Raw genomic sequence first — 23,386 nt, 5'->3', positions numbered from 1 at the left:
CGGAGCTCAACGTCACCGTCTAGGTCGTGTTGGACCGCAAGGGCGCAGCATGCTCTCACTTTGCAGAATGTTGGCTGTTCCGTCGATGTCCGGAACGCTGGGTCGTCTTCGGTTATTAAGAGCACTAAGGCATTCGGATATGCCGCAGTGGTCTGAAATAGGGGACTCATATCGGGTGGTTCCCTCACTGTGATGGACAACCCAAGCCTAGAGTCCCGGGTCAATGGATCTCCTCAAGCGCTTCCGAGGCGCACTAAGGGACGTCTGGATTCTGAGAATGCTAAAGCTAGGCGCGCTGCCTCTTCCTTGAACGTGCTGAAGCCCAACCGGAATCGCTGGTGAGCTTCTCTTCACTCCCGAGTAGGCCAGCGCAAAAGGCCTGATCAGGCCTCGGCCTGCGGCAGCACCAGCAGGTAGCCCGCCGGCAGATCGCTGCTCCAGCGTCGCGGCTCACGGACCACGAACTGCGTCGCCAGCTGCTCGGGGCTGAGCAGGCTGTTGGGCGCAGGCGATGGACCCCACTGCCCGCTGCCGTGCGGGTAGAGCGGATCCTGGACGCGGACGCCGGTGACCGAGAACTCCGGGAACTGGCCGGGATCGCCGAGCGACTCGAACCCGCTCATCACCCAGGCATGGCGGCCGCTCCACATGACCAGCCCGACCGGCCGGCCCGTTTCGGTGATGGCACGCGCCGCCGTTCGCAGCGCGTCCTCGTAGTCGGCGATGCTGACAACGGCGTATGGCCCCATACCGACGTCGGTCAGCACCTCTGCCCAACCGAGCGGATTTGCACCGTTGAATGAGTTGGACGACCGTGTCCGTGCCATCTCCCATAGGTCGCCCTGCTGAGCGCGATCGGCCCACGTGCCGCCCCCCGTGTCATCGATGAGGTTGTGCGCGATCTGGATGCTCGCCGCCACACACCAGTCGAATGTGTACTGCGGCACGAAGTCCCCCTCCTGGTAGAGGTTCAGGGCAAACGCCTGGGGCACCGCCGTTGGCGTGGGAACCGGCGTCGGCGTGGGAACCGGCGTCCGGTGAGGGGCGGGGGCGACGTCGCCAGCGGCTGGCCGGGCCGAGGACGTTGCTATCGGTCGATCGGTGGCGGTCTCGTCAAAGCCGATCGCGGGCGCGCACGCCGTGAGGAGCATCGTCAGGGCAACGAGCCAAGCCAGAAGACGGGCAGGGGCACCGGTCATAATCGAAAGTCTAGCGCGATGCGGCCAGGTCTTGACGGGGTACAGAGGCGCCGTTCGCAGGGCGACTGTTGCCCGCCGTCGTTCACCTGGGACGCCTCCTGAAGGAGAAACGCCCGACGGCGGTGGCCGGGCGGTGTGCCTTGCCCCATGCCCGGCGGTCCAGCGCCACAGTGGCCAGAACCGTGAGGACGACGACCACGAAGTAGATCAGCTCCGCGCGGTCGCTGCGGACACCAGCGGAGGCCGGGACGCCTGAAGGAGGGGGAGGGCGTAGCCGCGGAACCCGGGTTCTTCGCCCAGTGGTCCGTCCATAGGATTGACCAGCCGGACGGCGAAGACGGTCAGCAGCCCGCTCCACGTCAGCTGCGCGAGGCCCGGGGCGGAGGCCCCGAGTGCCATGGTGATGAGTCCCGTGACCAGGGCAAGGACGGTGGGGAGGAGAAGCGCGACGGTGTACCAGACCCACGCGACGCGCCACCGGATGAGTCGCCTTCGCAGCTGCTGGCTACAGGGCGGGAGTGCGCAGCGACGCGTCTTCGGGTTCGTTGACGTCGTTGGGCTGTTGTGGGCTTAGGTTCTTCCGGTATCGCCATACGGCAATGCCGACGACGACGGCGGCGAGTGCCATGGAGAGCAGCAGCGATTCGCGGGTTGCGTCCAGGATCAGCATGCCGATGAGCAGTGCGACGATGCTGGCGATTGCGACCCACGTCAGGTACGGGAAAAGCCACATCTTCATGGCGAGGTCCTTGGCGGCTGCGCCCATGCGGCGACGCAGGATCAGCTGTGAGGTGGCGATGACCAGCCACACGAAGAGTGCGATGGCGCCGGAGGTATTGACCAGGAAAAGAAATACCGTTTCCGGGGCAACATAGTTCAGTCCGACCGTGATGAATCCGACCACGGTGGATGACAGAACGGCAGCAGCCGGAACGCCGCGCTTGGAGATCTTGGTCCAGGCCTTCGGGGCGTCTCCTCGCTGGGAGAGGGAGAACAGCATGCGGCTGGCGGTGTAGAGGCCGGAATTCAGGCAAGACAGGACCGATGTCAGCACGACGATATCCATGATGGTTCCCGCACCCGGGATGCCGAACAGCTCAATGACGGCCACATACGGGCTCTTGGCCACGCTGGCGGAGTTCCAAGGCAGCAGGGTTACGACGATGGCTATGGAGCCGATGTAGAAGACCAGGATGCGCCATACGGTGGACTGGACGGCCTTCTTGACCGCGTCCACGGGATTTTCGGACTCGCCGGCGGCGATCGTGGCGATCTCGGCCCCGAAGAAAGAGAACACCACCACCAGAATGCCGGCGAGTACGGCGCCTGGACCGTTCGGAAGGAACCCGCCGTTCTCAAGGAGGTTGCTGACTCCTGGGGCGGGAACCCCGGGGACAAGGCCCAGGATGGCGGCAATACCGAACAGCAGGAAAAGCACGATAGCCGTCACTTTGATGGACGCGAACCAGAACTCGAATTCACCATAGGACTTCACCGAGCCAAGGTTGGTCAGCGTCAGAAGGACCATGAGCAGTAGCGCCCACACCCATTGGTCGATGCCAGGCACCCAGCGGTGCATAATTGCTGCGCCGGCGGTCGCCTCGATTCCCAGGACTATGATCCAGAACCAGGCATACAGCCAACCGATGCTGAACCCCGCCCAGCGTCCCAGCGCTTTGTCGGCGTAAGCGGAAAAGGATCCGGTTTCCGGATTGGCCGCGGCCATTTCGCCGAGCATCCGCATGACCAGGATGACCACGAGTCCGGCTGCCGCGTAAGCCAGGAGTATGCCTGGGCCCGCTTGCTTAATCGCTGCTCCTGAGCCAACGAACAGCCCGGCGCCAATGACGCCGGCGATCGCGATCATGGAGAGATGCCGTGGCTTGAGTGTTTTTGACAGCTGTGTGTCCGTGTTCATGGTGACGAGGCTTTCGATAGGCGGACCGTCAGGTTCAACGCTGGGCGGCGGGTGACCTGAGCCACATGCCCTATAGACGCTAGACGCCGCACGCGGAAAGGGCGCTGTTCGTTTGCCCAACCACGCAGCGCGGCGGATGTGCGATTGCGAAATTCTTGACCTGGAGCCCGCCCTGCCGTGTCCTATAGGTAAACATTGAACACGGTCGCCTATGCACTTTCCGCCAGGCCCTCGTCACCACGGAGCGTCAGGCGGCCGGCGTCGGCGCTAAACCCCGACGGCGGGGCGGCTCAGGGTGCGCCCCTCGCGTAGGACCAGGACGCGGCGGAAGTTGCGGTCCACCACTACGACATCGGCCCGCAGCCCCGCGCGGAGGCTTCCGAATTCCTGCCCCTGGCCGATGATCGCGGCCGGAACCGCCGTGGCTGACAAAACAGCGGCGGCCGGCTCCACACCGGCGCCAATGGTCCGCCGCACAACGTCCAGCAGGGTGGCCGTCCCGCCGGCGAGGGTGCCGTTGCTCAGCCGGGCGACGGCACCGCTGACCGAGACGGCTGCGGGGCCAAGCTCGTAGTCGCCGTCGGGCAGCCCGGTGGCGGCCATGGAGTCCGTCACCAGGACCACGTTTTCAGCCCCCACCAGCTCGAAGACCATCCGGACCGTTTCGGGGTCCAGGTGCGCGCCGTCGGCGATGAGTTCGACGGCGATCGTGCCGGCCCCGGCCAGCCGGAGGCACGCGGCGACCGGTCCGGGGCTGCGGTGGTGCAGCGGCGGCATGCCGTTGAAGAGGTGTGTGATCGTGGGGCGCGATACGGTCCCCAGGCCGGAGGCCGCCAGCAGCTCCGCCGCCCCGGTGAGGGAGGCCGCCGACGTCCGCGCGTCCGCGTCAGTGTGGCCCAGCGACGGCGTGACGCCGTGCTCGGCGAGCGTCCGCACCACGGCATCGGCGCCGGGCAGCTCCGGCGCGTAGGTCATGGTCCGCAGGTGGCCGCCGGCCGCAGCCAGCAGCTCACCCAGCAGGGCGAGGTCCGGTTCGCGGAGGTACCGCGGATCCTGCGCGCCGCAGCGCGCGTGGGACAGGAACGGCCCCTCGGAGTGGATGCCCGCGATGAGCCCTTCATCGGCAAGCAGCCGCAGGGTTTCCAGGCCGCGCAGCAGGTCCTCACGGGACGCGGTCACCGTGCTTGCCAGCAGCGTGGTGGTGCCGCTGCGGTGCAGGAAGTCGACGGCGGTCCTGGCAGCCTCGCTGTCGCCGCTGGGGAAGTCGCCGCCCACAGCGCCGTGGCAGTGCAGGTCAACGAGGCCGGGCAGAATCATGCTGCCCGGCGGCAGGTCGAGTTCTTCAAGGCCGGGCAGCGACGCCTCATCAAGACCGGCGCGGGGCCCCACATACGCGATGCGGCCGTCCGCGACGGCCACCACTGCGTCGGCCTGGATCGAGCCGTCGGTGAGGACCGTGCCGGCCAGCAGGTAGTTCCCGGACTCAGCGGCGGTGGGCTGTGTTTGTTCCGGCTGTGCTCGTTCCGGCGGCGGCGTCACTTGAGGGCCTCGGCGAACCAGCCGGTGATGGTGGCCGGGTGCGTGATCGCGGTACCGACGACGACGGCGAACGCGCCGGCGTCGAGGCACTGCCGAGCCTGGGCGGGGGAGTGGAGGCGGCCTTCGGCGATGAGCGGCACGCCGAAGCCGGCCGCGGCGATCTGCTCCAGCAGTTCCAGGTCGGGGCCGTGCGTCTTGGGGCGCTCGCCGGAGTAACCGGACAGCGTGGTGCCGATCAGGTCGGCCCCGGCCTCGACAGCGGCGGCGGCGTCGTCGAACGAGCCGCAGTCCGCCATCACCAAGGCGTGGGAATCCTGGTGGATGCCCGCCACCGTCTGGGCCAGCGTCAGGCCGTCCGGACGCTTCCGGCGCGTGCCATCGATCGCCACCGCGTGGGCGCCCGCGTTGGCCACAGCCAAAGCGTGGCGGAGTGTGGGAGTGATGAAAACGCCGTCGTGCCCGTCCTTCCAGAGCCCGATCACCGGAACCTCCACCGCTGCCCGCGTGAACTGCACATCGGCCAGGCCCTGGACACGGATGGCAGCGGCGCCGCCGATCACGGCGGAAGCGGCAAACTGCGCCGTGGTGCGCGGGTCCCGCAGGGGCTCGCCCGGATACGCCTGGCAGGAGACGATGAGTTGCCCGCGCAGGGCTTCGAGGGCTTCGGGGGTCAGAATCACGGTCGGTTCCTCTGGAAGGTTGGCGGAGGGCTGAAGATCGGGGTGGGGCGAGGTGCTTGGGACAACGGTGCTTGGGACAACGGTGCTCAGGACGGAGTGGTGAGCACCAGGCGCGCGGCGCCCACAATTGCTGCTGCGTTGCCGAGTTTAGCGGGCAGGACGGGGAGGCCGAGCAGTGCCGGCAGGAGTTCGGCGCGCAGGGCGCGCTCCATGGGGCGCCACCAGGGGGCTCCGGCGTCGGAGAGCCCGCCGGAAACCACCACCACTTCGGGGTCCAGGATGTTGGCGAGTCCGCCCACGGCCTGGCCGGCCGCGGCGGCGCCCATGCTCACGGCTTTGATGGCTATGGCATCGCTGGCGCCGGCGAGGGCAAAGACGCCGCGGGCGTCCGACGCCGGCTCCTGGCCGCCCAGCCGCGCGTACGCCTCGCGGATGGCGGGCCCGGAGGCTATCGCCTCAACATGCCCGGCCCCGCCGCAGACGCAGGGCACAGGCTTGCCCTCGTGGAACGCATACGGGGAGGCGAAATGGCCCACGTGTCCGCCCGCGTAGCGGTGTCCGAGGACCGGGTGCCCGGCCAGGACAAAGCTGCCGCCGACGCCGGTGCCGAAGGCCACCAGGAGCGAGCTTGAGGTTCCTGCGGCGGAACCCGTCCACGACTCACCCAGGGCGTGCGCATGGACATCGTTCACGGCCTGGACAGCCTCCGGCGCCAGGCCGAGCCGGGCGGCCAACCCTGCGGTCAGCTCCGTCCCGGCCCACCCGAGGATGGCATCGGTAGCGGACACCACAACACCGCGCCCGGCATCGATAACGCCAGCTGAACCAACGCCAACGCCCGCAACATCGAGACCCTCTGCTTGTGCCCGCGACATAAGGGAAGAAACCAGCGCCGCAGTAGCGTCCAGGATCGCGTCGCCGCCCTCCCGGTTCAGGGTAGGAATAGTCTCCGAAAACAAGACCTCCCCGTCCCCGGAAACAACCCCGGCAGCAGTCTTAGTACCCCCAAGGTCAACACCGATCGCGTACATCATTCTCTTCCTAACAGGGGATCTCGACAGGCTCGATCACCGGTGTCGTTATACAGGCGGCCGCCAGCCACGAGGAACCTACATCAGGCCGTTGCGTTCCAGGATGGCGCGGATTGCCTTGGTCTCGTCCTCGTCCAGGGAGAGCATGGGGGCGCTCATGACGTTCGTCTTGATGATGCCCATGAGCTGCAGGGCGGTCTTGAAGGCGCCCAGGCCCGCGGCGTTGCCGGACATGCGGCCGGGCTTGGGGGTGTAAACGATCTCGAAGACGTCGGCCAAGCGGTCCTGCTCGGCTGCGGCCTGGGCCCAGTCGCCGGCCTGTGCGGCGTCGAACAGGCGGCGGTAGCCGGCCGGGTCAACGTTGCCGAGGCCCGGAACAACACCTTGGGCGCCGCCCAGGAGGGCGCCGTCCACAACCACTTCGTGGCCGGTGAAGATGTCGAAGTTGGGGATGTCCTTGGCCGCCAGCAGCAGCTGGCGGAACGAGACGTCGTCGCCGGAGGAGTCCTTCACCCCGGCAATGACGCCCTCGCGGCCCAGCTCGACCAGAAGGTCGGTGGGCAGCTTGAAGTGGGTGCGCACCGGCACGTCGTAGGCGAAGACGGGAACGTCGACGGCGGCGGCGATGGAGCGGAAATGCGTGCCGTTCTCCTGGGCGTTGGAGATGGCGTAGTACAGGCTGGTGGCCACGATCGAGTCGGCGCCCAGCGCGATGACGCGCTTTGCTTCTTCAATGACGCGGTTGGTGGTCTGCTCTACAGCGCCCACCATCAGCGGCACCTGGCTGGCGTTCACGCCTGCCACGGTCTGCACGACGAGGTCGCGCTCGGTGTTGGTCATGTGCGTGACCTCGCCGGAGGAACCGAGCACAAACAGGCCGCTGACGCCGCCGTCGAGCAGGTGCTTGGTGACGTTTTCCAGCGACGGAACGTCGATGGCTCCATCGGCGGTGCGGGGGGTTACGACGGGCGGAATGACGCCCTGGAAACGGGAAGCGACGGTGGTCACAGAGTTCTCCAAATATTGATGGTTAGACGAAAATTTGAGGTGGGAAAGCTAGATGTGGAGCAGGCTCGGGGCGGCGCCCAGCAGCTTCTTGGTGTAGTCGTTGGTGGGGCTGTCGAAGACCTGGCTGGCGGTGCCCTGCTCGACGATTTTGCCGAAGTACATAACGCAGATGCGGTCCGAGACGTAGCGGACCGTCTGGATGTCATGCGAGATGAACACCATGCCGAGGTTCAGCTGCGTTTTCAGGTCAGAGAGCAGGTTCAGCACCTGGGCGCGGACGGAGACGTCCAGGGCCGACGTCGGCTCGTCCGCCACGATGATGTCCGGGTCTAGTGCCAGGGCGCGGGCGATCGCCACACGCTGGCGCTGGCCGCCGGAAACCTGCGACGGCGTGACCTCGGCCGCGGACTGCGGCAGGCCCACCAAGGCCAGCAGTTCCTTGACCTTCGCCGCGCGCGATGCGGCGTTGCCGATGCCGTGGATCTGCAGCGGGTCGGTGAGGATGTCCTGGACGGTCATGCGCGGGTTCAGCGCGGTGGCCGGGTCCTGGAAGACCACCGACACGGAGCGGCCGAATTCCTTGCGCATGGCGGCGTTGCGCTTGATGGCGGGCTTGCCGTGGAACAGCACCTCGCCCGACGTCGGCGTCTGCAGTCCCACAAGCACGGACGCGAGCGTGGACTTGCCGCAGCCGGACTCACCCACGATGCCCACGGTTTCGCCGCGGCTGATGCTGAAGTCGACGCCGTCGACCGCTTTGACGATGTTCGGGCGGAAGAGCCCGCCGCCACGTGCGTGGTGGTAGACCTTAACGTCCTTGAGCTCGATGACCGGCTTGCCGGTTGAAACGCTCATTTTGCATCCTCCTTCAGGTGGCTCGCCCAGTAGTGGTCAGCGTCCCCACCGGCGGCTCCGACTGACGTCAGGACCAGCTGCTGGTTGGGGTCGGCGTCGGACCGCAGTGAACGCGGGGCGAAGCGGTCTCCCGGGGCGAAGTCGCGCGGGGACGGGACGGTGCCGGGGATCTGGTGCAGGCGCACGGCGTCGGCCTCGATGGAGAGGACGGCGCCGAGCAGGCCGCGGGTGTACTCGTGCTTCGGGTTCTGCAGCAGCTCCGAAGCCTGTGCGGATTCCACTACCTGGCCGGCGTACATCACGGTGATGCGGTGGGCCAGCGAGGCCACCAAAGCAAGGTCGTGGCTGACGAAGACCATGGCGAAGCCGAGCTGTTCGCGCAGCTCGTTGAGCAGGTCCACTACCTGCTTCTGGACGGTGACGTCCAGGGCGGTGGTGGGCTCATCGGCAACCACGATCTTCGGCGAACGGGAAAGGGCCATGGCGATCAGGACGCGCTGGCGCTGGCCGCCGGAGAGCTCGTGCGGGTAGCTGGCAAGCGTCCGGACCGGATCGAGCTTGACCAGTTCCAGCAGCTCGGTGGGGGTCTTGCGGCCGCCCCGCTTGGTCAGCTGCTCCATCTGGTCCTTGATCTTCATGGACGGGTTCAGGGAGCTCAGGGCGTCCTGGTAGACCATGGCGATCTGCTGGCCGCGGAGGCCTTCGTAGGCCTTGATGCTGCTGTGGCTGGTGGCCGGATCCAGCAGTTCCTTGCCGTCGAACTTGATGGACCCGGTGACCTGCGCGGTTTTGGGCAGCAGGCCCATGACCGCGAGGGACGTGATGGACTTGCCGCAGCCGGATTCGCCCACCAGGCCCATGGTTTCGCCTTCGCGGACCGTGAAGGAGACGTTGTCCACAATCGCGGTGTCGCCGAAGCGGCCCGGGAAGCGGATGGACAGGTTCCTGACTTCCAGGACGTTGCGGGCGCCGGCCGGCACCTGGGGGAGCCGGTCGGTGCGCGTGGCCTCGATGCCGGAGAGCAGTTCCAGTTCCTTGTCCAGCAGCAGGTGCGGGTTCGCCGCGGCCAGCTTCGGGTCGGAGAGGATGGCTGCCTCGTTGTAGTGCTCCTCGGTGAGGACATCACCGAAAGCGGCGCGCACGCCGTCGAGCTCGTGCTCTTCCACTACCGACGGTTGGGCCACAGACGTGGCGATCTGAGTGTCGACGCCGGCACCCACCGCTGCGCCGGCAACAACAGCCGACGCGCCGTCGTCGTCCTTTACTACAGATGCCTTGCGCAGTTTCGGGTTCACCATGGCGTCGGTGAGGCCCTCGGCGAGGATGTTCAGCGAGAGAACGGTGAGCAGGATGGTCACACCGGCGAAGGTGGTGGCCCACCAGCCGCCGGACAGGACCAGGTTGCGGCCGTAGGAGATCACGTTGCCCCATGACGGTGCGGGGTCCTGGACACCGGCGCCGAGGAAGGACAGCGAGGCTTCGAGGATGATGGCGTCGGCCACCATCACCGTGGCGAACACCAGCACGGGGGCGGCGGTGTTGCGGACGATGTGCTTGAGCAGGATGTAGAAGCGGCCTGCGCCGATCACACGCTCGGCACGGACGTAGTCTTCGCCGTACTGGGAGAGCACGTTGGCGCGGACCACGCGGGCCAGCTGCGGGGTGTAGATGATGGCGATCGCGATGATGATGGTGGGAACCGAGTTGCCGAACGCGGCCAGCAGCACTGCGGCCAGGGCGATGCCCGGGAACGCCATCAGGATGTCCATCAGGCGCATGATCAGTTCGTTGACGGCCTTGCTGGACGTTGCGGCGAAGGAGCCCAGCAGGGCGCCCACCAGGATGGCCAGGATGACGGCGCCGAGGCCGATCATCAGCGATGACTGGGCGCCAAAGAGCAGGCGGGAGAAGATGTCGCGGCCCAGCCGGTCGGTGCCGAAGAAGTGCTCGGCGCCCGGCGGGGTGGCGGGGATGAAGGTCTCCAGCGGATCGTGCGGCGCGATGACCGGTGCGAACACGGCGGAGAGGACGATCACGATGAGGAAGAGGAGGGCGATGCGGGAGCCCCAAGGCAGGGCCTTGAAACGGAGGCCCGGGGCACTCAGCCGTTCAGCAAGCTTGCTACGCATGGGCTATACCGTCCTGATTCGGGGGTTGATGAGCAGGTACAGGAGGTCCACCACGATGTTCACCAGAACGAAAGTAACGGAGATGGTGAGCACCACGCCCTGGACCAGGTTGACGTCCAGGTTGGTGATGCCGTTGAGGATCAGCTGGCCCATGCCGGGCAGGGCGAAGATCATTTCAATCACGACGGCGCCCCCGAGCAGGTAGCCCACGCGGAGTCCCAGCACGGTCACCGGGGTCACCAGGGCGTTGCGGAGGACGTTCTTGGAGACCACTTCGCGGTAGGGGACGCCGTTGCCGATGGCGGTGCGGACGTAGTCGCGGTCCAGCTCCTCCACCATCGAGGTGCGGACCACGCGGATCAGCGAGGCGGAGACCGGGATGCCCAGGGCCAGGGCCGGGAGGGCCATCGAGTTGAGCCAACCGCCGAAGCCGGATTCCGGCGTCGCGATTCCCCCGGAGGGGAACAGGGGGCTGGCGCCGAGGGCGAACCACTGGATGAGAAGGATGCCGAGCCAGAACGACGGCGTGGCGATCGCGGCGATCGAGAAAACGCGGACCAGCTGGTCCTGCCATTTGTCCCGGTAGAGGGCGCCGAGGATGCCGAAGGTCAGGGACAGGACGATCGCGATCAGCACGCCCAGGAAAGTCAGCTGCAGCGTCAGGGGGAACGCGGAGCCGATCATGGAGGCCACCGACTTGGCCGGCGGGGTGGTGACGCCGAGGTCCAGCTGCAGCAGCTTGCCGAGGAAGCTGAAGTACTGGATGACCAGCGGATCGTTCAGGCCGTTTTCCTGGCGGTACTGCTGCTTCGCTTCTTCGATGGCGCCGTCGCCGAGGGCGGAGCTTGCCTGGTCGCCGGGAGCGGCCTGCAGGACTAGGAAGACGAGCAGGGTGATGCCCAGGATCATCAATGGCAGTGCTGCGAGTCTGCGGCCAAGCAGACGCAATATCGTGACCAATTTGTTCTCCGGTTTGTTTGGGTGTGCCGCGGGGGGAGCGTCACGGGGTGGTGCTTCTCAGCCCAGAGGGGCCATGGCTAGCGGGCCACAGCCCCTCTGCTGCGTCGAGTTGGTGATGCCGTTTCCCGGGCGGTTCCGGGGTGCTGCGCTGGTTCTCAGCGCAGCTTAGGCGGTGCGGCCGACGTCGATGAACGACATGCCGGTGGTGGGCAGCGGCTTGAAGCCGTTGAGCTTCTTGTCGTCCCAGGCGGAGGGCAGCTGGCGGTGGAAGATCGGGTACAGGGGAACTTCGTCGGAGACGAGGTCCACGATTTCGCCGGTGATCTTCTTGGCGTCTGCTGCGGCAGCCTGCGAGCCCTTGTTCATGAGTTCCTGCAGCTTGGCGCGTTCCGGGGCGGTCCAGTAGGCGCGCTTTTCCATCCAGGTGGCGCCCGAGTAGAACCAGCTCAGGAGCAGGTCCGCGTCGTTGCCGAAGACTGAGGGGTCGCCGGGGGCTGCGACCACTGAGTAGTCGCCCGTACCGACGCGGTCGGTGTACAGCGCGCCGGACTGGATGCTCTTGACGGAGACCTTCACGCCCGGGATCTTGTTCCAGGATTCGAGGATCAGCGGGGCAACGTCCTTGACCCAGGCGGTGTCCGTGGTGAGCAGTTCGAATTCAAGGCTGGTGACGCCGGCTTGCTTCAGGAGGTCAGCGGCCTTCGCGGCGTCGTAGCCGTAGACGTTCTTGGCCTTGACGTAGTCCGGGTGGCCTTCCTGGAAGTAGGAGCTGGCGGCCTTGGCGTTGCCGAACAGGGCCTTCTTGATGATGGCTTCCTTGTCCAGCCCGTAGTGCAGGGCCTGTCGGACCAGCTTGTTGTTGAACGGCGCCTTGTTGCAGTTGAACATCAGGAACATCAGGCCGAAGGACTGGACTGATTCGACCTTGACCTTGGACTTGAGGCCGTCGATGTCGAGGTAGGGGACGTCCTCGATGGCCTGGACACGGCCGGACTGGACGGCGGTGACGCGGGCGGCCGCGTCGGAGAGCAGGAGCCAGGTCATGCCCTTGGCCAGCGCCGGCTTGGGGCCGTTGTAGTCCGCGAACGCTTCGAAGACGATCTTGTCGTCCTTGGCGGCGGAGATGAGCTTGTAGGGGCCGGTGCCGACGGGCTTGGCGTCGAAGGCCTTGAGGTCCGTGGCCAAGGCCTTGGGGACAACCTTGACCACGGAGATGCGGGGGCCGAAGCCGGGGAAGGCGTACTTGAGGGTGAACTCGACCGTCTTGGCGTCAACGGGCTTGACTTCCTTGATGAACGGGATGAACTGCGAGAACAGGGACTTGTTCGCCGGATCCATCACGCGGGTGAAGGAGAAGGCCACGTCTTCGGTGGTGACCGGAGTGCCGTCGTGGAACTTGGCGCCGTCGCGGATGGTCACCTGGTAGGTGGTGTCGTTGACCTTCTTGGGGTCCGATGCCGCCAGCGCGTTGTAGGGCTCGCGGGTGGCCGGATGCAGCTCGATGAGGCCTTCGAAGATGTGCAGGTTGGCGGCCATCGGCGTGGCGCCCGAGGAGCTCAGCGGGTCGAAGCCGGTGGAGAGGGCGTAGGAGATGCCCGCTTCGATGGTGAGGTCCTTGTTGACTGCCGCGGCGCCTGCCGAGCTGCCGGTGGTGGTAGCTGCCGGGCTGCCGCACGCGGCGACAGAGGCGGTGAATGCTGCGGCGGCGCCCATGGCCCCGGTCAGCTTGAGGAAGTTCCGGCGGCTGGCGTCATTGACCAGCGGCAGGTTCTTGGTGATGTTGTTCATGAGGGCCTCGCCATTCCAGAAGGTTTATCGGATGTAGGACGTCCGAGCTCGTATGTCGACTGTAAGCGTCATCACAGGTTCACGTCAAGCGCCAGTTTCCTTCGACGTTCTCTCACTTAACGTGGCTTTCCGCCGGACGCTCTCTCACTACGTGTGGGTTTTTCCCAAACGCTCTCTCACTTCGGCTTGCTGACATCGCCGGTGACGGTGTCAAACCTGAAAGCACGACGGCGGCGCACGGCAGTGCCGCCGCTCTCGGCGGTCACTTCGAACGCCACCTCGTAGGTCACCTCGGCATGGCCGCGCGCCACATCGGCGGCTGTGACGGTGTACGCGGGCGTGAAATAGAGCGACTCTTCCCCGGGGCAAAGATCCGCCGCCGGGAAGGCGTCCGAGCCGGGACCGGACAGCCGGACCGCGGTTGCCGGCAGGGGGCCTTCATTGCGTGCCCGGCCCGTGAAGGCCAGGATGTCCCCGGCCTTGTAGCCGGGAATGATCGGGCCGTAATTCAGGTCCTGTGCCTCCCGCGTGCCGATGACCTGCGCCGCTTCGGCCGAGTAGCCCTGGCCGATTTCCTTCCAGGTGTGCACACCCCAGTCCTCACCGCCGGACCGCATCACGTGAAACTCGCCGACGTTCTGCCAGGCCTTCGGGCGGCCGGGGGTGATGGAGCGCAGTTCCATGTCGAACACCAGTCCGGCACCGTCGTCCTGAGCCCTCGCATCGGCGGCGGCACTCCCGGCCGCGGGACGGGCGGTGAGTTGCTCGGTGAGTTGCCCTGCGGGCATCGAGGCGAACACGATTTCCCGGTAGCCCTGGCGTTCGTAGAGGACGCCGATGTTGCCGTCGGGGAGCCGGGTTGCCGTCGAATAGGCCGAGCTGCCCGGGCACAGGACCAGCTTGGCGGGCCAGCTGCTCCCGTTGTCGGGGGACAGGCTGATCACCGTGTTCCGCCGCAACGCGGTGTCCTGGTTGTTGGTGGCCAGCAGCCAGGAGTCCGTTGCCTCGTCGGCGAAGGAAATCGGGGACGGCAGGCCGTCGAAGCGGGCCAACGAGCCGTTATCGCCCGGGTCCGGGAGGTCTTCGACGGGGCGCAGGGCGCTCCAGGTGGCCCCGCCGTCGTCCGATATTGCGGCAAGGCGGCGCGGTGTGCCGCGGCTGTGCAGCAGGAGCCGGCCGTCCTGGAGGGCGGCAACCTTGTTTTCGTTGGGGGCGTGGCCGTGCGTCCGGGCGCCGATGAGCTCCCCGAGCGTCCAGGTGCTGCCATGGTCGTCGCTGTACGCGGAGGAGGCCATGATCTCGCCGCCGGCCAGGACCACAAACTGCTGCACCAGCCGGCCGCGGTAAGGGCCGGTGTGGATCTGGATGCCCTGCCCCGCCGCGGCGAAGATTCCGGTGATGTCCGGCTCGCCCGTACTTGGCTCACGCGTGTGAACGGGCGGGCGGAGTTTGAGCTGGGCGGTGATCCTGCGGTGCTGCCAGGTCAGGCCGTCGTCGTCCGAGTAGCTGAGATCGCAGTGCTGCACATCGTCATCTGGCTCCAGCCCGGCCGCCGCTTCGAAGAATCCGGCGTGCGTTCCGGCGGCGTGGAACATCAGGATCCGGCCGGTCTCAACGTCAACCAGGAGGCTCGGATCGCCGTAGCCGTTGAGGCCGCCGCCCGTCCTCACTACCTGCTGCCCGCCCCAGGTCCGGCCGTTGTCCGTGCTGCGCCGGAGCAGGAGGTCGATCGGGTTGGGCAGGTCGTCGAGGTTGGGGCGGCCGTCGTAGGCGGCCAGCAGGGTGCCCTGCCGCGAGACGGCCAGGGCGGGGATCCTGTATTGCCGGTAGCCGCCGGTGCCGCGGACCGCCAAGACGTGTTCGACGTCGGGCATGGCAGCCGTCATTGGCTGGAGGACATGGGATGTCATATCTCCATGGTAAGCGACGCGTAACACGCCTGTGTAGGCGGGCGCATCTCTGGCAGAGTATGACCATGCTCACAGTTATAGGCGAGGGCCTTGTTGACGTTGTCCAGCGCGCCTCCGGAATCGAAGCCCACGTGGGCGGCAGTCCCCTTAATGTTGCGGTGGGCCTGGCCCGCCTCGACCATCCCGTGCAGTTCGTCGGCCGTTACGGCCGCGACGCCTACGGGGATTCGGTGGCGGCGCACCTGCGCTCCAGCTCCGTTATGCTGCCGCTGGGCCCCGACGAGCTGCCAACCAGCGTGGCCACCGCCGTAATCGACGACGACGGCGCCGCCACCTACACGTTCGACCTCGCCTGGGAGCTTCCCGGCCTGGCGGACCGCCTCGCCTTTATGCTGCAGGGAACCACCTTGCTGCACACCGGCTCCATCGCCACGATGCTGGCGCCGGGGGCCGCGGCAGTGCTCGCCGCCGTCGAGCATGCCCACCCCGCCGCCACGATCAGCTTCGATCCCAACTGCCGGCCCAGCATCATCACGGACGTGGACTATGCGCGAACGCAGGCGGAGAAATTTGTCACCCTCGCGGACGTGGTCAAGGCCTCGGACGAGGACCTCGAGTGGCTGTACCCGGGCGTGGATGCGCTGGAATCAGCGCGCCGCTGGCTGTCGCTGGGCGGTTCCGAGGGCCCGGCCCTGGTAGTCGTCACGCGCGGCGCGGCCGGTCCGTGGGGAATTACTGCCGCCGGTGAAGCCGCGATTGACGCGCCTCGCGTGGAAGTGGCCGACACCGTGGGCGCCGGTGATTCCTTTATGGCCGCGCTGCTTTCGGGGATCGTGGACCGGGGCCTGGACGGCGCGCAGAACCGGAAGGACCTGCGCGAGCTTCCGGCCGAGGGCCTGGCTGAGCTGCTGGCCCACGCTGCCCGCGCAGCGGCCGTCACTGTTTCCCGCCCGGGTGCCAACCCGCCCACGCGAGCCGAACTGAACGCGGTTCCGGCGGAGTAGCCGGCGTCCTCATCGATTGCTCCTCCCCACCGGCCCCCTCGCCTCGCAAGCTCGGCCAGGGAACCCTGCCGGCGTGGGCCCATGCGCCGTTTTGAGGGGTCAAAAGGGCGTTTAAGGAGCAACCGATGGGCGCAGGTGCTCCTGGCAGCCCACAGCGTAGGCCTCGCGGAGCCAGGCGGCAAGTTCGCCGTTGACGTCGGATGCCTCGGTCACGCGCACCGTGTACAGATGTGTATACGGAGACAGTGTTTCGATCCGTCGGAATCTGGGCGACTCAACCCGGCGCGTAAGCCAGAACTCCACATCGAGCCATTTGTTCGCGGGTTTGACCCCGGCGAACCGGACCCGAACCATAAAGGCGACACGGTCCCGGTACGGAACAAGCGTTACCGGGCCGATCGCCTCAACCGTCCGGCGAACCACCTCGAACAGCCGGTGGATGCTGTCTGGCCTGCCGCGGAACGGCTCGTCGAGGGTGTGCTGTGAGCAGGAATGGTTCATGTTCCGCGTGACAAACTGCCGTCCGCAGGAGGGGCAGGTCCACAAGGCGCGGCCAGTGCGCCGGCCCGGTGGCGGGACGTCCGTGCCCAGCACCTGGGCCACGAGCTGTTCAACGCGGCGCGCCCGCGTCGACGGCGTCCGCGCGTCCTCGAGGAAACGCATCAGCTCCCGCCGCTGCGAAACGGGCAGCTGCCCCCAGTTGCCCGCCGCTCCCACGGCCGCGTCCAGGGCGGCAGCCAAATCTCCGGGCGGGATGACCTCGTCGGAGCCGAGCGCGTGAACGTCCACTGTGACCGTTTCCCCGACGCGCACGCCCGTTGCCGTCCGCAGGCCGCCGGAAAGATACAGGACGTGCTGGCCGGACCTGCCCGGCATCACCGTGGCGTTGAACTCGGCACCCCTGAGCGTGCCGGTCACCCTGATCCGGCCATGCTCCGCAAGCGGCAGCAGCTCAGCCACAGCCGCCGCCGGGACGTCCACGAATGGATTGGAGCCCCGCAGCTGAACGTCGGCGGTGAAGCGAACCATAGGGTCATTATCGACCCGGCCGGTCGGCTCGGAAAGGAACGCTGAGGGATCGCGAAAACCCGCCCACTTGTCTGCAATCCGGAGAAGTTGCAGGCAAGCGGGCGGGTTGAACGCGGACTATTCCTTGCCGAGCCCGGCCGCGGACGTCTTCTGCCCGGTGACCTCGTTGAGGGCCGTCAGGTCGAAGATGCCATTGATGTCTGCCTGCTTGGTGGTGCCGGCTTCCACGCCGTCCTTGAGCAGCTTGGGGTAGGTTCCGGCGAGCGGGTCCACGGTGAAGACGATGTTCTTCAGGGACCGCTCGATCACGTCGGCCTTGAGTTCGGCGCCGGCCGCCTCCTTGAGGGCAGCGTTGATGACGCTGGCCTTCTCGCCTGCAGCGGCGCTGTTCAGCCAGTCAACGGCCTTGGCGTGGCCCTTGAGCAGGGCCTTCACGGTGTCCGGGTGCTCGGCGGCGAACTTCTTGTTCACGATCAGGATGGTGGTGGGGAACTCGCCGGCCTTACCGGAGAGTGCGCCGTCCCAGAGGTCCTTTTCGTCCACCAGGACCTTGGCGCCGGCGGTCAGCACCAGGCGGGAGGCCCAGGGCTCGGGCAGCCACGCGCCGTCGAGTTTTCCGTCCTGGAACAGTTTCAGCGTCTGGGCATTTTCGGTGGGGTTGATGGCCACGTCGCCGCTGCCGTCCACGTTCGTTTTGTAGCCCTGGGTGGCGAGCCAGGCGCGGAGCGCCACGTCCTGCGTGCCGCCGAGCTGAGGCGAGGCGAGGGTCTTGCCCTTCAGGTCCGCGGCGGAGTTGATTTCCGGTTTGACCACCAGCTGCGCGCCGCCTGCGGCCGCTCCGGCAATGATGCTGATTGACTCCCCGGCGCTCTTGACGAACGAGTTGATGGCGGGGTTCGGGCCGATGTAGGTGGCGTCGATGGCGCCGGCGTTCAGGGCCTCGATGGCGGCGGGCCCGGCGTTGAAGACCTGCGTGCTGAGCTTGGTATCGCCCAGCTCCTTGGCGATGTGGCCCTGGCTGACACCCACCAATGCGGGTGCATGTGTCACGTTGCCGAAATAGCCGAGCTTGAGCTCTGCTGCCGGGTTGCCTGCCGGTGCGGGGGAGGACGCTGCGGACGTGGCGGCGTTGTTGCCGGAGACGGCCGATGCCACGGCCACCCCGCCGCCCACCAGGGCCAGAATGCCGGCCACGATGCCGATCTTCAGGCCGAGCGGACGCTTCGGAGCGGAAGTCTGGCCGGCCACGATGCGGGTGGCCGCCGGTTGGTTCTGCGGAGTGTTATCCGGGGGAGTTGTCACGGTGTTTCCTTTGCTTGCGGAGATGTTGGCGATGCGATTGCGGAGATGTTGAAGATGAGATTACGGATGGCGCCCACGCCCCACAACGGCGCCGGACACGGTCGTTCACGCAACGACCCGCAGGCTCAACAGAACGTAGCGCGGGGTCAAAAAACGTCGCGGGGCGACTCCCACGGGCCAGCGCTCCGGGACGACGCTTCACGGCCCGGGAAGCCCGCCGCCCCACGTAGGCCGCCCCACGTAGACTGGCAGCATGCGGCTGGTAGCAAGTGATATTGACGGAACGATTCTTGGGCACGACGGAAAGATCAGCGACCGCACCGTCCGGGCCTTCCACGCCTGCAGGGACGCCGGCATCGAGCTCGTTTTTGTCACCGGCCGCCCGCCGCGCTGGCTCCACCCGCTGGAGGAACAGCTGGGCCACACCGGCACTGTCATCTGTTCCAACGGCGCCGTGGTGTGGGACCTCGAAGCGGACCGGCTGGTTTCCGCCCGGACGCTGGGCATTGACGCGGTGCTGGAACTGCGGCGGATCATCAAGGAACTGCGCCCAGCTGCGCTCTTCGCCGCGGAAACACTGACCGGATTCCATCTTGAGCCCGGTTTCATCGAGAACGGCACCAGCGAGTTGCTGGCCGAATTTACCCCCGCCCCGCTGGCCGAAACGCTGACCCCGGACGACGCCGTCGTGAAGTTCCTGGCGATTGTCAGGGATGGCACCGCGGACGACTTCCTGGCCGCGGTGCGGCCTGCCGTCGCCCATCTGGCGTCGGCCACGCACTCTGCGCCCACCGTGGCGATGCTGGAACTGTCCCTCCCCGGCGTCAACAAGGCCGTCACCCTGGCCGAATACGCCAACTCCCTGTCTATTGACGCGGCCGACGTCGTGGCGTTCGGGGACATGCCCAACGACGTCGAGATGCTGCGCTGGGCAGGCCACGGGTACGCCATGGCCAGCGGCCATCCGGACGCCATCAGCGCCGCCGGGCAGCAGGCACCCCACTTTGACGACGACGGCGTGGCCCAGGTTCTCGAGGCCAGGCTCGCGGCGCTGGGCGTAGAGCTGTCCTGATCCCCGGCTCTGTAGCCGGAAATTCACAGCTTCCGCTCACCTTCCGTTCACGTTTGCCGCCTACCGTGGGCTACGGATACACATCCGCGGCTAAAGGGGAAGTCATGGCAAGGAACGGCAACCAACGCGCGGCCGAAGCGCCGCTGCGCCCGGCAGAGCCGGCAGCGCACTGGAAGGCACTGAAAGAGGGCGACCGCGTGCGCGTCCGCCTCACCCAGGGATACGAAACCAGCGGTTTCGTGGACGCCATCACCTGGGACCACACCGCTGTGTGGGTGGATCTGGACAACGGCCACGGCCGCACACTGCTGCACTGCAGTGACGGCGTGGAGATTGTGCCGCAGGACACATAGCCCAGCGGCTCCGGTACGCTCGCAAACGTGACTGAGCCGTTTTTTGATGCTTCCGGCGGTGCTGCCCGTCCCTCGCATCCCATTGCCATGGCCCACCGCGGATTCTCGCGGGAGGGGCTGGAGAACTCGATGGCCGCCTTCCGGGCCGCCGCCGAACTTGGCTATGGGTACCTGGAGACGGATGTGCACACCACCTCCGATGGCGTGCTGCTGCTCTTCCACGACGACACCCTGGACCGGGTCACTGACGGCCGTGGCCGGATTTCCGAGCTGACCGCCGCCGAGGTTTCCACCGCGCGGATCGGCGGGCGCGAGCCCGTGCCGCTCTTCGATGACCTGCTGATGGCCTTCCCGGCCGCCCGGCTGAACCTGGACGTCAAAGACTGGAACTCCGTGCAAAGCCTTGCCGCCGGCATCGAACGGCACGCCGCACATGACCGGGTCCTGGTGGCCAGTTTTTCAGACCGCCGACGCCGGGCGGTGCTGAAGCTGCTGAGCCGTCCGGTGGCGTCGTCGGCAGGGATGGTGACGAACGCGCTGCTTGTCCTCTTCGGCCCGGTGCTTCCGGCCGCGTGGCTGCGATTTGTCCTGCGGGGTCCGTTGCGGGATATCCAGGCGCTGCAGGTTCCGGTCCGGTACGGGGTGATCCGCGTGGTGACGCCTGCCTATGTGCGGAGGGCGCACGCCCTGGGCCTGGTGGTCCATGTGTGGACCATCAACCACCCGGCCGAGATGCACCGGTTGCTGGACCTGGGTGTGGACGGGATCGTGACGGACCGCGCGGATCTGCTGAAGCAGGTCCTGCAGGAGCGAGGCGAGTGGCCCGGCAGCTGACTTGCGTTAGTCGGAGCCGCCGGGACCGTGCGTGCCGTGATCGGCTGCGGCGGCGAGGCGGCGGAGCCCGTCGGGGTCAAGCGGCGTATTCCATGCCGCCCAATCCTTCGGCTGCACCGAGGGCCGGCCCAGCAGGTAGCCCTGGCCGGCGCTGAAGCCCAACTCGGTGAGGACCATCAGTTCCTCGGTGGTTTCAACACCTTCGGCCACCAGAATACTGCCGATCTGCTCCGCGAAGTCCACCAGGCAAGCGGCCAGGGCGTGCTGGGACTTATCCGTGTCCACGCCGCTGATCACGTTCCTGCCCAGCTTGATGAAGTCGGGCCGCAGATGGAGCATCCGGCTGAGGGCGCCCGCGCCGGGGTGTGAGTCATCGATTGCAATGCGCAGCCCGCGTTCCCGGAGCGGCGTAATTGCGGAAACGAAATGCGAGTATTCCTCGTCCGGAATTCCGTCCGTCAATTCGAGCACAATGCGGTCTATTGGCAGCTCGATGTGGTCGAACAATTCGGGCAGCCGGGGATCCAGGCATGACGTGGGGGAGATGTTCAGGGCGACGTAGACGTGCGGGGGGAGTTTTGCGGCAGCGGCGGCTGCGGCTGCGAGTGCCGAGAATTCCAGGTTGGCGCCCAATCCAACGGCGGCCGCCTCGGCGAACCAGAGTTCCGCGCTGGCGCCGTCGTCGCTGACAAAGCGGGACAACGCCTCTACGCCCACAACGGCCTTGGACTCGAGGCCGTAGATGGGCTGGAACGCGGTCATCAGCATCTGGTTTTCCAGCAGCGCGCTGATCCGCGACAGGCTGCGCAGGGAATCCAGCTGCTCGGCCACGTGTGGCGGCATGGCGCTGGGAGGCTGCGGGAAGCGCGCGGTGTCGGGCGTATCCGCGTCTGTGGTGTCTTGTTGCCGGCGTTCCAGAAGATATTCCAGCAGGGCCCGTTCCGGCATACCGGGGTTTTCCCCCAAGCGGTTGCTAAGGCGCTGACGTATTGCCGCCCCGGCAGGATCGGAATCCGCCAAAACCGCCGCAATAACTCCCCAAGCTTGTACCCGAACCGTCATTAGCAACGCCCCCAGTTGACGAAGTAATGGCTCCTTGGCCCCTTTATTTTCAAATTTCCAGATGCCTTCGGAATTCGTTACTTCTGATTAATGCCGATCTTCCTGGCCTCGAAGAATCGGATACCGCAACTTGATCGTATATCGGGATGATCCAAAAGCGCAGCCCTTAATCAATCAACCTCTATTACTTTCGGAAGAAGTTTCGGCCAACAGCGCAGGAATCCGCTCGGGCGGGACGGGCTTGCTGAAGAAGTAGCCCTGCGCGCTGAGGCACCCGAGGTTCCGGAGGTGCTCGGCCTGTTCCGCCGTTTCCACGCCTTCCCACACAGCTTCGAGCCCGCAGGCGCGCACCAACTGCAGGACTGCAGCCACCAGTGCCGGCTGGCTGGGGTCTGTGCCCAGGCCCTCGATCAGGGACCGGTCCACTTTTACCCGGTCCACGGGGAGCCGGCGCAGGTAGCTGATGGAGGAGTATCCGGTACCGAAGTCGTCGATCTCGATCCCTACCCCCAGCCCGCGCAGCCCGCCCAGGGAATACCGGTCCAGTTCGTTGCCCCTGACGATGGCCGCTTCGGTCAGCTCCAGGACAACCTGCTCGGGACGGACGCCTGTCTCCTTGAGCACGGCGCGGACGTCCTCGATGAACTGCAGGCTCTGCAGATCCGTTGCCGAGATGTTGACCCGGACGGAAAACCGGCTGTCCACCACGTCGGCATCAATCCAGGTGCGTAGCTGGCCTACAGCGGTGCTGAGCACCCACAGGCCCAGTTCGGAGATCAGGCCGGCATCTTCTGCCAGCGGGATGAACTCGTCCGGCATGATGCGGCCGCGGGTGGGGTGGTCCCAGCGGATCAGGGCTTCCACCCCTTCAATGCGGCCGGTGCCCAGTTCAACCACGGGCTGGTAGTGCAGCACCAGGCCGTTGCCCTTGATGGCGGCCCGGAGATCCTCCAGGAGTTGGCTGCGGAGCCTGCGGATGAGCAGGAGCCCGGGTTCGAAGACGTGAAGCCGGTTCTGGCCCTCGGCTTTGGAGGCGTACATGGCCACATCGGCCTCCATCAGCAGGTCCTCGGCCCTCCGCCCGGCCGCCCCGACGCTGAGTCCTACGCTCGCCCCGCAGCGGACGGTCCGGTCAGGCAGGTCAATGGGTTCCTTGATGGCGGCCAGGATGCGCTGGCCTACGACGGTGGCCTGGTCGGCGCCCGTGGCCGGCATAACGATGGCGAACTCGTCCCCGCCCAGCCGGGCAACCACGTCGCTGGTCCGGACGGCGCTGCGGATGCGTTGCGCCACGGTGATCAGGACCTGATCGCCGGCACTGTGGCCGAGGGTGTCATTGATGGATTTGAAGGCATCAAGGTCAAGGAGGAGGATGACAGGCTGGCTGAGGGGATCGCCGTCGTGGTCCTGGGCGGACTTCAGCGCGGACAGAAGCGCCGAGCGGTTGGCGAGGCCCGTGAGGGGATCCTGCATGGCCATCATCTGCATTTCGCGGTGGGCTTCGTGCAGCAGCTGTGTGCGGACCTCAACACGCTGCTCAAGCTCTTCGTAGATGATCTGCAGGTCCTCGGCCAGGAGGTTGGTGCCCATGATGATGGCGTCGAGCTCGTCCCGGGCCGGCGATACTTCTATCCGCGACTGGAGGTCTCCGGAGGCGAGCCGGACGATGCCATCGAGCAGCTGGGAGAGCCTGGGGTCATCGTCAGCGAACAT

At 66.7% G+C, this 23,386-nt stretch carries 20 protein-coding genes; 4 read left to right on the top strand and 16 right to left on the bottom strand.

Translation table 11 applies throughout. The features are described from left to right. Window positions 1-383 precede the first annotated feature (383 nt). From CXR02_RS00620 to CXR02_RS00565, 12 genes are all read right to left on the bottom strand, one after another. A complete protein-coding gene (locus CXR02_RS00620; RefSeq protein WP_104060225.1) occupies window positions 384-1,199 on the bottom strand; it encodes a hypothetical protein in 816 nt (271 codons plus the stop codon). Between the two features lie 207 nt (window positions 1,200-1,406). Then, on the bottom strand, window positions 1,407-1,598 hold the full coding sequence (locus tag CXR02_RS00615; protein WP_104060224.1) for a hypothetical protein: 192 nt from the start codon (window positions 1,596-1,598) through the stop codon (window positions 1,407-1,409). Between the two features lie 106 nt (window positions 1,599-1,704). After that, window positions 1,705-3,117 carry an amino acid permease gene (locus CXR02_RS00610; RefSeq protein WP_104060223.1) on the bottom strand — a complete coding sequence of 471 codons (1,413 nt, stop codon included), beginning with the start codon at window positions 3,115-3,117 and terminating at the stop codon, window positions 1,705-1,707. Between the two features lie 267 nt (window positions 3,118-3,384). Then, the gene (gene nagA / locus CXR02_RS00605) at window positions 3,385-4,656 is read right to left on the bottom strand and encodes an N-acetylglucosamine-6-phosphate deacetylase (protein ID WP_104060222.1); all 1,272 of its coding nucleotides are present in this window, start codon (window positions 4,654-4,656) and stop codon (window positions 3,385-3,387) included. Continuing rightward, a complete protein-coding gene (locus CXR02_RS00600) occupies window positions 4,653-5,336 on the bottom strand; it encodes an N-acetylmannosamine-6-phosphate 2-epimerase (RefSeq protein ID WP_104060221.1) in 684 nt (227 codons plus the stop codon). The genes nagA and CXR02_RS00600 overlap by 4 nt, the downstream gene beginning before the upstream one ends. Window positions 5,337-5,422: 86 nt before the next feature. Beyond that, entirely contained in the window at window positions 5,423-6,370 is a 948-nt protein-coding gene (locus CXR02_RS00595) for an ROK family protein (RefSeq protein ID WP_104060220.1), read from the bottom strand. Between the two features lie 75 nt (window positions 6,371-6,445). Further along, window positions 6,446-7,375, bottom strand: a complete 930-nt coding sequence (locus CXR02_RS00590; protein WP_104060219.1) for a dihydrodipicolinate synthase family protein — start codon at window positions 7,373-7,375, stop codon at window positions 6,446-6,448. A gap of 48 nt (window positions 7,376-7,423) precedes the next feature. After that, a complete protein-coding gene (locus CXR02_RS00585; protein ID WP_104060218.1) occupies window positions 7,424-8,230 on the bottom strand; it encodes an ATP-binding cassette domain-containing protein in 807 nt (268 codons plus the stop codon). Beyond that, complete coding sequence (locus tag CXR02_RS00580; protein WP_104060217.1) at window positions 8,227-10,359, bottom strand: dipeptide/oligopeptide/nickel ABC transporter permease/ATP-binding protein; 2,133 nt, start codon at window positions 10,357-10,359, stop codon at window positions 8,227-8,229. Before CXR02_RS00580 ends, CXR02_RS00585 begins: the two co-directional genes overlap by 4 nt. A 3-nt stretch (window positions 10,360-10,362) precedes the next feature. Beyond that, window positions 10,363-11,319, bottom strand: a complete 957-nt coding sequence (locus CXR02_RS00575; RefSeq protein ID WP_104060216.1) for an ABC transporter permease — start codon at window positions 11,317-11,319, stop codon at window positions 10,363-10,365. Window positions 11,320-11,484: 165 nt separating this feature from the next. Further along, window positions 11,485-13,107 carry an ABC transporter substrate-binding protein gene (locus tag CXR02_RS00570; protein WP_104060215.1) on the bottom strand — a complete coding sequence of 541 codons (1,623 nt, stop codon included), beginning with the start codon at window positions 13,105-13,107 and terminating at the stop codon, window positions 11,485-11,487. 176 nt (window positions 13,108-13,283) lie between these two features. Next, window positions 13,284-15,017: an exo-alpha-sialidase gene (locus CXR02_RS00565; RefSeq protein ID WP_104060214.1), complete on the bottom strand. Its 1,734-nt coding sequence runs from the start codon at window positions 15,015-15,017 to the stop codon at window positions 13,284-13,286. A 65-nt stretch (window positions 15,018-15,082) separates the two neighbouring features. Here CXR02_RS00565 and CXR02_RS00560 point away from each other — a divergent pair, with 65 nt between their 5' ends. Next, window positions 15,083-16,021: a PfkB family carbohydrate kinase gene (locus CXR02_RS00560; protein WP_104060376.1), complete on the top strand. Its 939-nt coding sequence runs from the start codon at window positions 15,083-15,085 to the stop codon at window positions 16,019-16,021. Between the two features lie 111 nt (window positions 16,022-16,132). Here CXR02_RS00560 and CXR02_RS00555 read toward each other — a convergent pair whose 3' ends face one another. Next, a complete protein-coding gene (locus tag CXR02_RS00555; protein WP_104060213.1) occupies window positions 16,133-17,050 on the bottom strand; it encodes a DUF1905 domain-containing protein in 918 nt (305 codons plus the stop codon). Between the two features lie 117 nt (window positions 17,051-17,167). Beyond that, window positions 17,168-18,352, bottom strand: a complete 1,185-nt coding sequence (locus CXR02_RS00550; RefSeq protein WP_104060212.1) for an ABC transporter substrate-binding protein — start codon at window positions 18,350-18,352, stop codon at window positions 17,168-17,170. A gap of 253 nt (window positions 18,353-18,605) precedes the next feature. On the opposite strand from CXR02_RS00550, the gene CXR02_RS00545 reads away from it, so the two are divergent. The 3 genes from CXR02_RS00545 (at window position 18,606) to CXR02_RS00535 (ending at window position 20,611) form a co-directional block, all read left to right on the top strand. Beyond that, entirely contained in the window at window positions 18,606-19,424 is an 819-nt protein-coding gene (locus CXR02_RS00545; protein ID WP_104060211.1) for an HAD family hydrolase, read from the top strand. 104 nt (window positions 19,425-19,528) lie between these two features. Continuing rightward, window positions 19,529-19,777 carry a hypothetical protein gene (locus CXR02_RS00540; RefSeq protein WP_104060210.1) on the top strand — a complete coding sequence of 83 codons (249 nt, stop codon included), beginning with the start codon at window positions 19,529-19,531 and terminating at the stop codon, window positions 19,775-19,777. A gap of 87 nt (window positions 19,778-19,864) precedes the next feature. Continuing rightward, window positions 19,865-20,611 carry a glycerophosphodiester phosphodiesterase gene (locus tag CXR02_RS00535; RefSeq protein WP_104060375.1) on the top strand — a complete coding sequence of 249 codons (747 nt, stop codon included), beginning with the start codon at window positions 19,865-19,867 and terminating at the stop codon, window positions 20,609-20,611. Between the two features lie 6 nt (window positions 20,612-20,617). Here CXR02_RS00535 and CXR02_RS00530 read toward each other — a convergent pair whose 3' ends face one another. Both CXR02_RS00530 and CXR02_RS00525 read right to left on the bottom strand, forming a co-directional pair. Beyond that, entirely contained in the window at window positions 20,618-21,559 is a 942-nt protein-coding gene (locus CXR02_RS00530) for an EAL domain-containing protein (RefSeq protein ID WP_104060209.1), read from the bottom strand. A gap of 288 nt (window positions 21,560-21,847) precedes the next feature. Further along, window positions 21,848-23,386 carry a bifunctional diguanylate cyclase/phosphodiesterase gene (locus CXR02_RS00525; RefSeq protein ID WP_104060208.1) on the bottom strand — a complete coding sequence of 513 codons (1,539 nt, stop codon included), beginning with the start codon at window positions 23,384-23,386 and terminating at the stop codon, window positions 21,848-21,850.

This window comes from Arthrobacter sp. 4R501, assembly GCF_002929755.1.
Classification (GTDB): domain Bacteria; phylum Actinomycetota; class Actinomycetes; order Actinomycetales; family Micrococcaceae; genus Arthrobacter.
This window is presented reverse-complemented; position numbering and strand designations above follow the sequence as displayed.